Here is a 13,664-nt window from a genome sequence, read left to right as displayed (position 1 = left end):
GGTGTCGCGACTGCGACCGCGCGGATCAGTGAGCGGCGTCGTTCCAGTTGGCCCCTCGCCCCACCTGCACCTCGAGCGGAACCCTGAGCTCGGCCGCGGTGCTCATGCGTGCGGTCACAATGCCCGACAGGGTCTCCCATTCTCCGTGAGCCACGTCGAAGACGAGCTCGTCGTGCACCTGCAGCAGCATGCGGGAGGCGAGTTGCTGCTCGTTCAGGTCGTGAGCGATGTTGATCATCGCGATCTTGATGATGTCGGCCGCGGTTCCCTGAATGGGCGCGTTCAGGGCTGCGCGTTCATCGTTGTCTCGAAGCACCCTGTTGGCGCTGTTGAGGTTCGCGAAGGGACGCCGCCTGCCGAAGATCGTCTCGGTGTACCCGTCTTCTTTCGCCTGCAGCACGACGTTGCGAAGAAAATCCCGCACGGCGCCGAAACGCTCGAAGTAGTCGGACATGAGCTTCTTGGCTTCGCTCGACTCGATGCGCAGCTGCTTGGAGAGGCCGAACGCACTGAGGCCGTACGCGAGGCCGTACGACATGGCCTTCACCTTCGTGCGCATGGCCGACGTGACGTCTGCAGGCTCGACGCCGAACACGTGTGCCCCGACGAACCGGTGCAGGTCTTCACCTTCGGTGAACGCAGTGATGAGGCCGTCGTCGCCCGAGAGGTGCGCCATGATGCGCATCTCGATCTGCGAGTAGTCGGCGGTGAGAAGCGTCTCGAACCCCTCGCCCACCTGAAAGGCGTGCCGGATGCGACGGCCTTCTTCTGCGCGCACGGGAATGTTCTGCAGGTTCGGGTCTGTCGAGGAGATGCGCCCCGTGCTGGAGCCCGTTTGCACGTAGCGGGTGTGCACCCGGCCATCGGGCGCGATGGCCTTGTCGACGGTCTCGATGATCTGGCGAAGCTTCGTGGCGTCGCGGTGTTGCAGCAGCAGGCCCAAGAAGGGATGCGGGCTGGATGCCTGGAGATCGGCGAGGGCGCCGGCATCTGTGGAGTACCCCGTCTTCGTGGCTCGGGTCTTGGGCATCGAGAGGCGGTCGAACAGCACTTCTTGCACCTGCTTCGGCGATCCGAGGTTGATCTCGCCGCCGATGATCTCATAAGCATCGGTGGCGAGGCCCGTGGCCGTGGCCGCCAGCTCGGTCGAGAGCTCGGAGAGCTCGTCGTGGCTCACGGTGATGCCGAAGAGCTCCATGTCGACGAGCGCCATCAGCGTGGGGATCTCGATGTCTGTGAGCACCCGCATCGTGCGGTCGTCGAGGGAGGCCCTCTGGGCGGCGGCGACGCGGCAGACGTACCATGCCTCGGTGGCTGGTCCGACATCGGAGTCGTCGTCGGGCACGAGCTGATTCGGATCGGGCGAGGGAAGCACTTCGGCCAGGGTTCGGTCGACGAGCTCGGCCAGTGAGCGGTCGGCCGAGGAATCGGGGCGGACGAGCCACGCGGCGATCGTGACATCGAAACGCAGCCCCGACACGGTCAGCCCGGCGCGGCGAAGAGCCTTGATCTGCTCTTTTGCGCCGTGCATGATCTTCGGGGAGTCGCTCGCCAGCCAGGACTCCAGCGCCGTGTAGTCGAGGCTGCCCGCGCTCCAGGGCACAAACAGGCTCTCGGTCGCCGATGCGACTCCGATGCCTATGGGCACTCCTCCCTGCTCTTCGATCGACACGGCCAACCCGTCGGGACTGCTTTTCTGTGCCCGCGTCAGCCAGAGTTCGAGCTCTTCGTCGAGGAGCGCTGCCGGGGTCGGTGCAGTCATCGTAGCGGGAACGGATTGCGGACCCGCCGCCCCGGGGGCGGCCGACGCATCCGGTGCCGCACCCTGGCCGTCGAGTTTGAGCACGCGGTCGAGGAGCGTGCGGAATTCGAGCCGGCCGAAGACCTCTCGCAGGGCCTGCTCGTCGATGGGCTTGCGCTCGAGGTCGGCCGGGCCGACCGGCAGCTCGACATCGGTCAGAAGGTGGTTGAGCTTTCTGTTGCGCACCGCGTTCTCGTACTGCTCACGCAACTTGTCGCCGACGACGCCCTTGATTTCGTCGCGGCGTTCGATGATCGCCTCGAGGCTGCCGTACAGGTTGAGCCACTTGGCGGCTGTCTTCGGGCCGACCTTGTCGACCCCGATCAGGTTGTCGCTCGTCTCGCCCACGAGCGCGGCGATGTCGGGATACTGGTGCGGCTGCACCCCGTATTTCTCGAAGACCTTCTCTGCGTCGTACCGCGTGAGCTGGGAGACGCCCATCGCCGACGGGTAGAGCAGGGTCACATCGGGTCGGATCAGCTGGATGCTGTCTCGGTCGCCGGAGACGACGAAGACGCGGTAACCCTGCTCTTCGCCCTGTCGGGCGAGCGTGGCGAGGATGTCGTCGGCTTCGTAGTCTTCTTTCGAGACCGTGGTGATGTTCATGGCGTGCAGCGCCTCTTCGAGAAGAGGAATCTGACCCTTAAACTCGGGCGGGGTCTCGCCCCGGGTGCCCTTGTAGTCGGGGTACTCACGCGTGCGGAACGAGAACCGCGAGATGTCGAACGCGACGGCGATGTGGGTCGGCTTCTCGGCTTTCAGAAGGTTGATGAGCATGGCGATGAAGCCGTGGATGGCGTTCGTGTGCTGCCCGTCGCGAGTCTGGAAACTGTCGACGGGAAGAGCGTAGAACGCCCGGAAAGCAAGCGAGTGGCCGTCGACGACGAGGAGGGTAGGCTTTTCTGAATCCGACACCACCCCAGCCTACAAGCCGCCTCCGACGGCGGCCGGGCTCCAGCTTTCGAAGGCGATCATGACTGAAGACTCCGTGGATGCGCTCGGCTGGATCCGCGAGAGAGGTGCGGGCGAACTCGCAGCGAAGATGGGCATCGAGTTCGTCGAGTTCTCGCTCGAACGCGCGGTGGCCACGATGCCGGTCGAGGGCAACAGGCAGCCGGCGAATCTGCTTCACGGAGGCGCCTACGTCGTGCTCGGCGAATCGCTCGGCTCGATGTCGGCCAATCTGCACGCGGGCCCCGACCGTCTCGCCGTAGGCATCGAGATCAACGCGTCGCACACCCGATCGGCTCGATCCGGCATCGTGACCGCCGTCTGCACGCCCATCCACCTGGGGCGCACGCTGACAACGCATGAGATCGCGATCGACGACGATCAGGGTCGGCGCTGCTCGACGATCCGGATCACGAACATGATCATCGACACGAAGAGCTGAACTCAGTTCGAGGTCATCGCCCGGTAGAACTGAGCGACGCTGTCGGAAATCCCGTTGCGAACTCGGAACGGTTGGACGACAGGGCCGGCACTATTTCTTGGCGCTGAGCTGCTCGATGATCGCGAGGGCGACATCGTGCATGGTGAGCCGGCGATCCATCGACGCCTTCTGGATCCAGCGGAAAGCCTCGGGCTCGGTCAGGCCCATTTTTTCGTTGAGCAGCCCTTTGGCCCGGTCGACGAGCTTGCGGGTTTCGAACCGCTCGACCAGGTCGGCGACCTCGGCCTCGAGCGTGATGATCTGGGCGTAGCGCGAAAGAGCGATCTCGATCGCGGGAAGCAGGTCGCTCGGCGTGAACGGCTTGACGACGTAGGCGAGGGCGCCGGCCTCGGTGGCCCTCTCGACGAGCTCTTTCTGGCTGAACGCGGTCAGGAGCACCACGGGGGCGATGTGTCCCTTGCTGAGGCGCTCGGCGGCCGAGATGCCATCGAGTTGGGGCATCTTGACATCCATGATGACCAGGTCGGGACGCAGCTCTGTGGCGAGGGCCACGGCGGTTTCGCCGTCACCGGCTTCGCCGACGACCTCGAAACCGTTGTCACGGAGAATCTCGACGATATCGAGACGGATCAGCGATTCGTCTTCTGCAACGACAACGCGACGGGGCGCGACGGGTGTGGTTTCTTGGTCTGACACTCTGCAAGCCTACGGTATTCTGATGCCAGCACGTGAACGAGCCGGTGTGGCGGAATGGCAGACGCGGCGCACTCAAAATGCGCTGTCCGAAAGGGCTTGTGGGTTCGAGTCCCACCACCGGTACTACCTGTGATTGCGTCTCTCGCGCTGTCGAGTCCGATCGCCACAGCACGAGTGCGTTAGTTTCGTCCCTGCGTGTTGACGTCTGCTCGGAGGCGTGACACGGCCCGTGCCACCAACGGTTCTCGGCTGGCTTTCGCCTCGTCGATCATGCGCGTGACCTGACCGTGGTCGGCCTCCGCACGAGAGGGCGAGCCCGAGTCGAACGGCGGGCGGGGGTCGTACTCCAGGGTGAGCTGCACGGCTCGCGCCGTCTGCTCGTCATAGACCTCCGCCGCGACGGTGAGCGCGAAGTCTATTCCGCTTGTCACCCCTCCGGCGGTGATCACGTTGCCGTCGCGAACCACTCGGTCGTGCACCGGTATGGCACCGAACATGTCGAGCATCGAATGTGACGCCCAGTGGGTAGTTGCGCGGCGACCGTCGAGCAACCCCGCGGCGCCCAGCACAAAAGCACCCGTGCAGACACTCGTGACGTAACGGGCGCCCTCGGCCTGGCGACGGATGAAGTCAATCGCCACAGGGTCGTCCATCAACTCGAACGCGCCTTGGCCGCCCGGAATCATGAGGATGTCGGCTTGGGGCGCTTCGCCGAATGTAGTGGTCGGCATGATCGAGAATCCGGCATCGGTTTCTACGGGTTCGATCCGGTGCCACGCGAGATCGATCGTCGCGTTCGGCAATCCGGCGAACACTTGAACCGGGCCGGTCAGATCGAGCTGAGTCACGTTCGGAAACAGTAAGGCGACAAATCGCATCGGAGTACTCACCAGAATTTCTTTCGCCCTTCAGAGTTCGTAAATCACGCCCGACTCTCCCACCGGGCCTCGACAGGAAGGAGAGTCGACACTGCACGCGGCGTTACTGCTAGTTCTCGATGACCTCGGGCTTGGTCGGGTTGTGGGCCGATCCGACGACATGGATGCGCATGTCGTTCGTCGTGCCCGACTTTCCGGGGGGCGATCCGCTGATCACGACCACCTTGTCGCCGATGTCTGCAAGCTCTCTTCCGAGAAGCACGTCGTCGACCTGCACCATGAGCTGATCGGTGTGCTTGACACGCTCGGTGAGATACGACTCGACACCCCAGGTGAGGGCCATGCGGTCGCGGATTCCGTCTTCGGGAGTGAGGCCGATCATGGGAATCTTCGACCGCAGGCGCGACATACGACGCACGGAGTCGCCCGATTCGGTGAAGACGACCACGAACTTCGCCTCGACGAAGTTGGCGACCTCTTCTGCTGCGAGCGTGACGGCGCCGCCCTGGGTTCGCGGCTTCGTGCCGAGCGCCGGGATGCGGTCGAGGCCGTGGATCTCGGTGGATTCGACGATCCGCGCCATGGTCTGCACCGTGATGACCGGGTACTCGCCGACACTCGTCTCGCCGCTCAGCATCACGGCGTCGGCACCGTCGAGGACGGCGTTGGCGACGTCTGAGGTCTCGGCGCGGGTCGGGATCGGGCTGGAGATCATCGACTCGAGCATTTGCGTGGCCACGATGACCGGCTTGGCCATGCGTCGTGACAGCTCGATCGCTCGCTTCTGAACAATCGGAACCGCCTCGAGGGGAAGCTCGACGCCCAGGTCTCCGCGGGCGACCATGATGCTGTCGAATGCATCGATGATCTCTTCGAGGTTGTCGACCGCCTGCGGCTTCTCGATCTTGGCGATGACGGGAACGCGGCGGTTCTCTTCGGCCATGATCTCGTGTACCCGCTCGACGTCTTTCGCGTCGCGAACGAAGGAGAGGGCGATGAGGTCGGCGCCGAGCTTCAGGCCCCAGCGCAGGTCGGCCTCGTCTTTCGACGACAGGGCCGGCACGTTGACCGCGACCCCGGGCAGGTTGATGCCCTTGTTGTTCGAGACATTGCCGGCGACGATCACCTTCGTGGTGACCGTGCGGTCATCGGAGGCGACGACCTCGACCTTGACCTTGCCGTCGTCGATGAGCAGAAAGTCGCCGGGCTTGACGTCTTGCGGAAGGCCCTTGAACGTCGTACCCGAGAGCTCTTTCGTTCCGAGGACGTCGTCGATCGTGATGGTGAAGATGTCGCCTTCATTGAGATAGTAGGGGCCGCCCTCGAACTTGCCGAGGCGGATCTTGGGACCCTGCAGGTCGACCAGCACGGCGACGGCCCGGCCCGAGTCGGCCGCTGCCTGACGCACCGTGGCGTAGATGCCCTCGTGCACGTCGTAGGTTCCATGGCTCAGGTTCATGCGGCAGACATCGACACCGGCGTCGATGATCGCCCGGATGTCGGTGTAACTGGAGGTTGCCGGGCCGAGGGTGGCCACGATTTTTGCGCGTCTCATCGTGTGGTGGTACTCCGTGTTCTCCGCGCCCGTCTGGGCGCAATAGGGATCAGTGGCTGAATCGGATGAAGGATGGAACAGGACTGGGGAGGAACTAGATGGAGATAGAGCGATCGGTCGGCTTGACGGGGAAGGGAAGTTCTGTCGCACCTTCAAGGTACTCGTCCACGGCGGATGCCGCAGCACGTCCCTCGGCGATCGCCCAGACGATGAGCGACTGGCCGCGGCCAGCGTCACCGGCAGCGAACACGCCGGACACGCTCGTCTGGTAGTCGTTCGCTCGGTCAACAGTGCCCCGGGCATCGAAGCGCGCACCCAGCTGGTCTGTGAGATCGGTGTGCTCGGCGCCCGTGAATCCCAATGCAAGAAGCACGAGGTCGGCGGGAATCTCGCGCTCGGAGCCGGCCTTCGGCACGCGACGACCGTCGATGAACTCGGTCTCGGCGACGCGGATGGCCCGCACCTCACCGGACTCGTTCGACAGGAACTCGACCGTCGAGGCGAGGTACTGCCTTTCTCCACCCTCTTCATGAGCGCTCGCGACCTCGAAGAGCGTCGGGAAGGTCGGCCAGGGCTGGTCGTCGCGTCGTTCGCTCGGGGGCTGCGCGCCGATGGCCAAGTTGGTGACGGAGCGCGCTCCCTGACGGTGCGCCGTTCCGATGCAGTCGGCACCGGTGTCGCCGCCACCCAGAACGACGACGTGCTTGTCTTCCGCAGTGATCTGGTCGGCGATCGTGTCGCCCGCGCCCAACCTGTTCTGCTGCACGAGGTAGTCCATGGCGAAGTGCACGCCGGAGAGGTCGCGGCCCGGGATGGGGAGGTCTCGCGGAACGGTTGCGCCGGTGCAGACGATGACGGCGTCGTAGCGGGCCCTGAGGTCGGCCCAGCCGATGTCGACGCCGATGGTGATCCCGGCGCGGAAGCGGGTTCCCTCCGCCATCATCTGGTTCAGACGCTGCTCGAGCTGCTTCTTCTCCATTTTGAAATCCGGGATGCCATAGCGGAGCAGACCTCCGATGCGGTCGTCGCGCTCGTACACGGCCACCGTGTGCCCCGCACGGGTCAGCTGCTGTGCCGCGGCGAGCCCGGCGGGCCCCGACCCGACCACGGCGACCGTCTTGCCGCTGAGACGCTCGGGCGGGTGCGGCTGCACCCATCCGTTGGCGAACGCCTGGTCGATGATCGACACCTCGACCTGTTTGATGGTGACCGCCGGCTGGTTGATGCCGAGCACGCACGAGCTCTCACAGGGTGCCGGGCACAGTCGGCCGGTGAACTCCGGGAAGTTGTTGGTGGCGTGCAGCCGTTCGATCGCCTGTCGGCCTTCCCCGCGGAACATGAGGTCGTTCCACTCGGGAATCAGGTTGCCGAGGGGGCATCCCTGGTGACAGAACGGGATGCCGCAGTCCATGCAGCGACCGGCCTGGCGGCGGAGTTCAGATGGGTCGCCCTGCTCGTAGACCTCTTTCCAGTCCATGAGTCGCACCGAGACCGGTCGTCTCTTGGGCAGCTCACGCTCCTGGACCTTCAGGAATCCCTTGGGATCAGCCACCGGTTACCTCCAATATGCGTCCCCAGACGATGTCGCCATCGGGATCGAGTCCTTCATCGACGGCCGTCCGCCTGGTCTCCAGCACCGCGGCATAGTCGCGCGGCAGAACCTTGACGAACTCCGTCACGGTTGTGTCGAAGTCGCACAGCATCGCCGCGGCGAGCGTCGATCCCGTTTCGAGTTCGTGACGCGTGAGCAGATCGCGCACGATCTCCGCGTCGGCGCTTCCCAGAGGAAGCAGGCTGAGCTCGCCGCTCGCGAGCGAGTCGCGGTTGACACTCTCGGTGCGCAAGCGGTGCACGTAGGCCGTGCCCCCCGACATGCCGGCGCCGAGGTTGCGGCCCGTGGCACCCAGGATGAGTGCGAGCCCACCGGTCATGTACTCGAGGGCGTGGTCGCCGACGCCCTCGACGACGGCGGTCGCACCCGAGTTGCGCACCAGGAAGCGCTCCCCCACGATTCCCCGGATGAACATGCTGCCCCGGGTCGCCCCGTAGCCGATGACGTTGCCCGCGATCACATTGTCTTCGGCCGTGAACAGGCTTCGGCGGTCAGGGCGCACGATGATCTGGCCGCCCGAGAGGCCCTTGCCCACGTAGTCGTTGGAGTCGCCCTCGAGCCGAAGCGTGATCCCTGATGGCAGGAACGCGCCCAACGACTGGCCGGCGGAACCGAGCAGCGTGACCTGGATCGTTCCCTCGGGAAGCCCGGCCTCGCCGTGCTGCAGGGTGACCCGGTTGCCGAGCATCGTTCCGACCGCGCGTTCCGTGTTGCGGATCGGAAGCGTGATCGCGACGGGTTCGCCGAAGTCGAGTGCCGACTGCGCCTCCCGGATGAGCCGGATGTCGAAGTGCTTCTCGAGCTCGTGGTCTTGCGCGCGACGGTTCGAGCGGGGCTCGTCGTCGGCGAATTCCGGTCCGACGAGGATCGGGCTCAGGTCGAGGCCGTCTGCCTTCCAGTGCTCGATCGCGCCGTTCATGTCGATGAGCTCGTGGTGCCCGATCGCCTCTTCGAGGGAGCGGAAGCCGAGCTCGGCGAGGTACTCGCGCACCTCCTGGGCCAGGAATTCGAAGAAGTTCACGACGAACTCCGGCTTGCCGGTGAACCGGGCGCGTAGTTCGGGGTTCTGCGTCGCAACGCCCACCGGGCACGTGTCGAGGTGGCATACGCGCATCAGGATGCAGCCCTCCACCACGAGGGGTGCCGTGGCGAAGCCGTACTCCTCCGCGCCGAGCAGCGCACCGATGATGACGTCGCGGCCGGTCTTCATCTGGCCGTCGACCTGCACCACGACGCGGTCGCGCATGCCGTTCAGCATCAGCGTCTGCTGCGTCTCCGCCAGCCCGATCTCCCAGGGGGTTCCGGCGTGCTTGAGCGAATTCAACGGGCTCGCGCCGGTGCCGCCGTCGTGTCCTGAGACGAGCACGACATCGGCCAAGGCCTTCGTCACTCCGGCGGCCACCGCGCCGATGCCCGACTGGCTGACCAACTTGACGTGGACGCGGGCCAGCGGGTTGGCGCGCTTGACATCGAAGATGAGCTGCTTGAGGTCTTCGATCGAATAGATGTCGTGGTGCGGCGGCGGCGAGATCAGTCCGACGCCGGCAGTCGCGTGACGCGTGCGTGCGACCCAGGGATAGACCTTCGTGGGCGGAAGTTGGCCGCCTTCTCCGGGCTTCGCTCCCTGAGCCATCTTCAACTGGATGTCGGTGGCGTGCGTCAGATACATGCTCGTGACGCCGAACCGACCGGATGCGACCTGCTTGATCGCGCTACGACGGCGCGGGTCGAGGAGACGGTCGGTGTCCTCTCCGCCCTCACCCGTGTTCGATTTCGCTCCGATCGAGTTCATGGCGATGGCCAGGGTCTCGTGGGCCTCCTGCGAGATGGAGCCGTAGCTCATCGCACCGGTCGAGAAACGCGCGACGATCGACTCGATCGGTTCGACCTCGTCGAGGGGTATCGGAGGGCGGGCGTCGTGGCGAAGCTTGAACAGCCCCCGGAGTGTCATCAGGTTCTCGGCCTGCTCGTCGACCAGCCGCGTGTAGTCGCGGAAGATGTCGTAGCGGCGGTTGCGTGTCGAGTGCTGGAGCCGGAAGACGGTCTCGGGGTTGAACAGGTGAGGCGGGCCCTCGCGACGCCACTGGTACTCGCCTCCCGTCGCAAGGGGTTCGTGGGCCGACGCGGCCTCGTCTTCGGGGTAGGCGGCGCGGTGCCTGCTGGCGCTTTCGGATGCGACGACGTCGATCCCGATTCCGCCCAGCTTGGTGGTGGTGCCGGTGAAATACTCGCGCACGAAGTCGGAGCCGAGGCCGACGGCCTCGAACGCCTGCGCGCCCGCGTAGCTCGACACGGTCGAGATGCCCATCTTCGACATGATCTTGAGCACACCCTTGCCGAGTGCCTTGATGACGTTCTTGACGGCCTTCTCGGGGGTCAGGCCCGTCAGCCGTCCGCTCCGCACCAGATTCTCGCAGGTCTCCATGGCCAGGTACGGGTTGACGGCGGATGCGCCGTAGCCGATCAGGAGCGCGACGTGGTGAACCTCGCGTACGTCGCCTGCCTCGACGATGAGCCCGACCTTCATTCGGGTCTCCTGGCGGATGAGATGGTGGTGCACGGCCGAGAGCATCAGAAGCGAGGGTACGGGCGCCAGGTCTTTGTTCGAGTCCCTGTCGGACAGCACGAGGAAGGAGGCTCCATCGTCGATCGCGTCGTCGGCTTCGCGACACATCTCGGCGATGCGCTCCTGCATGGCGAGAGGCCCGTCTTCGACGCGGTACAGGCCACGGATCGTGGTCGTGATGCGGCTGCCGGAGCGAGGATCGATGTGCTGGATCTTTGCGAGTTCGTCGTTGTCGATGACCGGAAAATCGAGGATGACCTGGCGCGTGTGCTCAGCCGTGGCCGCGAGTAGGTTGCGCTCCGGGCCGAGGCCGAGGCGCATCGAGGTGACGACCTCTTCTCGGATCGAGTCGAGCGGCGGGTTGGTCACCTGGGCGAACTGCTGGGTGAAGTAGTCGAAGAGCAGTCGCGGTCGCTCAGAGAGGACGGCGATCGGGGTATCGGACCCCATGGCTCCCAGAGGTTCGGCGCCGTTCTTGGCCATGGGCATGAGGAGGATGCGGATCTCCTCTTCCGTGTATCCGAAGGTACGCTGACGGCGCGTCACCGACGCAGGAGTGTGCACGATGTGCTCCCGCTCGGGAAGGTCGCGGAGGTTGATGCGCCCCTCATCGAGCCACTCGGCGTAGGGCCCCGTGGCGGCGAGCGAGTCCTTGATCTCGTCGTCTTCGATGATGCGACCCGCGTCGGTGTCGACGAGGAACATGTTGCCGGGACGGAGACGGCCTTTTCGAACCACCCGGGAGGGATCGACGTCGATGACTCCGATCTCACTGGCCAGCACGACGAGGTCGTCGTCGGTGACGATGTAGCGTCCGGGGCGCAGTCCGTTGCGGTCGAGCGTCGCCCCCACGAGGTCGCCGTCTGTGAAGACGAGTGCAGCCGGTCCGTCCCACGGCTCCATCAGCATGGAGTGGTACTCGTAGAAGGCGCGATGTTCCGGATCGAAATCGGACTGGTTCTCCCACGCCTCCGGAACCATCATCAGGATGGCGTGCGGCAGTGAGCGGCCGGCCAGGGTCAGCAATTCGACGACCTCGTCGAACGACGCGGAATCGCTGGCACCGGGCGTGACGATCGGCAGCAGCGGAGCCAGGTCTCCCATGAGCTCCGACTCGAGCTGGGACTGGCGGGCGCGCATCCAGTTGCGGTTGCCCTGCACCGTGTTGATCTCACCGTTGTGCGCCATCATGCGCAGGGGCTGGGCGAGTGGCCACGACGGGAACGTGTTCGTCGAGTAGCGCGAATGAACGAGTGCGAGCTTCGAGGCGAAGCGCTCATCGGACAGGTCGGGATAGAACGGCTCGAGCTGAAGCGTGGTGACCATGCCCTTGTACGTGAGAGTGCGTGACGACAGCGACATGAAGTACACCTCGAGCTCGCGCTCCGCACGCTTGCGCAGGCGATACGTGAGCCGATCGAGGACGAGTCCGCTGAGGGGGGCGCCCTCGGCGTCATGGTTGGTGCTGGTCACGAAGAGCTGCCAGATCGCCGGCATCGCCGCACGGGCGAGTCGCCCGAGTTCGTCGGGCCGGGTGGGGACTTCACGCCACCCGAGAATGCGCAGGCCCTCGAACTCGGCGATCTCCGCGATGCGCGCGACGATGGCCTCGCGGTCTGCATAGTCGGTCGGCAGGAATGCATTGCCGACGGCGTAGTGGCCGACGGGGGGCAGCTCGGCCGGGCCGACGGCACGGAGGAATTCATCCGGGATCTGCGTGAGGATGCCGGCGCCGTCGCCCGTTCCGGCGTCAGAACCGATAGCGCCACGGTGCTCGAGGTTGCGGAGCGCACCGAGCGCCGTATCGATGATGTCGTGACCGGCGGTGCCCCGCAGGGTGGCGACCATCGCGAGGCCGCACGCGTCTTTCTCGGCCGCGGGATCGTACAACCCCTGCGCTGCCGGGAGGGAATTGAAACGGGGTTGTACGGGCTGCTCGAACCGTGGCTGATGGGACAAGGGAGTGCCGTCCTCTACGTGAATTACTGAAGGATCTGGGACGCCGCTGGCCCATGGGGGGAGATGCCGTGATGCCCTGTCGGGTCGGCAATCAGGATGTTCGGAAGCTGAGTACGTGAGTGACGTGACTGTCGTGTTCAGTTCGTGGATTTCGTACCGAGAACGCTTGTGGCGTCTGGTGCGACGGGTTCTTTCTCGCGAGAATCGGTGGCCCCATCGCCCCTGAGCTCGTCATCCGAGTAAGTATCGCTCGATTCTACCCCAGCACCCGCGGGGAGCCACTCCGCGCCGGGCCGGTACGGTCCGGGCTCGGCACCGGGGTGCTCGCGGTTCTGGATGAGGATGATGAGGAGGCCGATGACGATGGCGATCCAGGCGCCCCAGACGTTCGTGCGTACGCCCAGGAAGATCTCGCTCGGGTCGACGCGCATCGTCTCGAACATGGTGCGACCGATGCCGTACCAGATCAGGTAGACGCCGAAGACCTTGCCCCACTGGAGGTGGAGCTTGCGCTCGAGCAACAGGATGACCGCGACCCCGGCCAGGTTCCAGATGACCTCGTAGAGGAAGGTGGGATGAAACAGCGTTCCGTCGGCGAGACCGACCGGAATCGCCGCATTCGGCTGGGGGATCTCGAGGCCCCACGGAAGATCGGTCGGCGTGCCGAAGAGTTCATGGTTGAAGTAGTTGCCGAAGCGACCCGCGGCCTGGGCGAGGAGCATGCCCGGAGCGAGGGCGTCGGCGAACGTCCAGAATCGGATGCCGCTCAGTCGGCAGCCGATGTACGCGCCGACGGCGCCGCCGATCAGCGAGCCGAAGATGGCGATGCCGCCCTCCCAGATGGCGAAGACCCTCCACCACTCGATGCCTTCGCCGAAGTAGTCGCCCGGGTGCGTGAGTACATGGTAGATGCGGGCTCCGACGATTCCGAAGGGTATGGCCCACAGGATGATGTCGAGCACGACGCCTGGCTCGGCGCCGCGAGCCGTGAGACGGCGCGACGTGAGAATGGTGGCGAGCACGATGCCCGCGAGGATGCACAGCGCGTAGGCACGGATCTCGATGTGGCTCGGTGTGACCAGGAACGTCAGTCCGATGTCACTGAACCATTGGGTGAGGTCGAATGACTGCCACGTGGGGCTCGGGATGCTGGTGGGGGCGAAGACCAACGGTTTCGACCTTTCATCGTGTTGTGCTCATGCGG

8 protein-coding genes and 1 tRNA gene are annotated in these 13,664 nt (G+C 65.2%); 2 read left to right on the top strand and 7 right to left on the bottom strand.

The genetic code is table 11. The annotated features are described in order from the left end of the window. Positions 1 to 25: 25 nt before the first annotated feature. Complete coding sequence (gene polA / locus ACE5CZ_RS08720) at positions 26 to 2,716, bottom strand: DNA polymerase I (RefSeq protein WP_374946936.1); 2,691 nt, start codon at positions 2,714 to 2,716, stop codon at positions 26 to 28. A gap of 58 nt (positions 2,717 to 2,774) precedes the next feature. On the opposite strand from polA, the gene ACE5CZ_RS08715 reads away from it, so the two are divergent. Then, a complete protein-coding gene (locus ACE5CZ_RS08715) occupies positions 2,775 to 3,194 on the top strand; it encodes a PaaI family thioesterase (protein WP_374946935.1) in 420 nt (139 codons plus the stop codon). Between the two features lie 90 nt (positions 3,195 to 3,284). Here the strand turns inward: ACE5CZ_RS08715 and ACE5CZ_RS08710 are convergent, their stop codons facing one another. After that, on the bottom strand, positions 3,285 to 3,890 hold the full coding sequence (locus ACE5CZ_RS08710; RefSeq protein ID WP_374946934.1) for an ANTAR domain-containing response regulator: 606 nt from the start codon (positions 3,888 to 3,890) through the stop codon (positions 3,285 to 3,287). Between the two features lie 40 nt (positions 3,891 to 3,930). Between ACE5CZ_RS08710 and ACE5CZ_RS08705 the strand changes: the two genes are divergently transcribed. Then, positions 3,931 to 4,013: transfer RNA gene (locus ACE5CZ_RS08705), tRNA-Leu, on the top strand. Positions 4,014 to 4,069: 56 nt separating this feature from the next. Here ACE5CZ_RS08705 and ACE5CZ_RS08700 read toward each other — a convergent pair. From ACE5CZ_RS08700 to lgt, 5 genes are all read right to left on the bottom strand, one after another. Further along, on the bottom strand, positions 4,070 to 4,768 hold the full coding sequence (locus ACE5CZ_RS08700; RefSeq protein ID WP_374946972.1) for a DJ-1/PfpI family protein: 699 nt from the start codon (positions 4,766 to 4,768) through the stop codon (positions 4,070 to 4,072). Positions 4,769 to 4,877: 109 nt separating this feature from the next. Further along, positions 4,878 to 6,323: a pyruvate kinase gene (pyk, locus tag ACE5CZ_RS08695; protein ID WP_374946933.1), complete on the bottom strand. Its 1,446-nt coding sequence runs from the start codon at positions 6,321 to 6,323 to the stop codon at positions 4,878 to 4,880. A 94-nt stretch (positions 6,324 to 6,417) separates the two neighbouring features. Next, positions 6,418 to 7,875: a glutamate synthase subunit beta gene (locus tag ACE5CZ_RS08690; RefSeq protein WP_374946932.1), complete on the bottom strand. Its 1,458-nt coding sequence runs from the start codon at positions 7,873 to 7,875 to the stop codon at positions 6,418 to 6,420. Further along, positions 7,868 to 12,460, bottom strand: a complete 4,593-nt coding sequence (gltB, locus tag ACE5CZ_RS08685; RefSeq protein WP_374946931.1) for a glutamate synthase large subunit — start codon at positions 12,458 to 12,460, stop codon at positions 7,868 to 7,870. Before gltB ends, ACE5CZ_RS08690 begins: the two co-directional genes overlap by 8 nt. A 137-nt stretch (positions 12,461 to 12,597) precedes the next feature. After that, a complete protein-coding gene (gene lgt / locus ACE5CZ_RS08680) occupies positions 12,598 to 13,629 on the bottom strand; it encodes a prolipoprotein diacylglyceryl transferase (RefSeq protein WP_374946930.1) in 1,032 nt (343 codons plus the stop codon). Positions 13,630 to 13,664: the final 35 nt, after the last annotated feature.

Source organism: Agreia sp., assembly GCF_964263775.1.
Lineage (GTDB): Bacteria > Actinomycetota > Actinomycetes > Actinomycetales > Microbacteriaceae > Agreia.
Note: the sequence above shows the minus strand (reverse complement) of the source record. Positions and strands in the feature narration are given on the sequence as shown.

What these genes read in the sequence shown, in the direction of transcription:
- ACE5CZ_RS08715 (WP_374946935.1), top strand. Translation starts at nt 2,775, where the DNA reads ATGACTGAAGACTCCGTGGATGCGCTCGGCTGGATCCGCGAGAGAGGT.
- pyk (WP_374946933.1), bottom strand. Translation starts at nt 6,323, where the DNA reads ATGAGACGCGCAAAAATCGTGGCCACCCTCGGCCCGGCAACCTCCAGT.
- ACE5CZ_RS08700 (WP_374946972.1), bottom strand. Translation starts at nt 4,768, where the DNA reads ATGCGATTTGTCGCCTTACTGTTTCCGAACGTGACTCAGCTCGATCTG.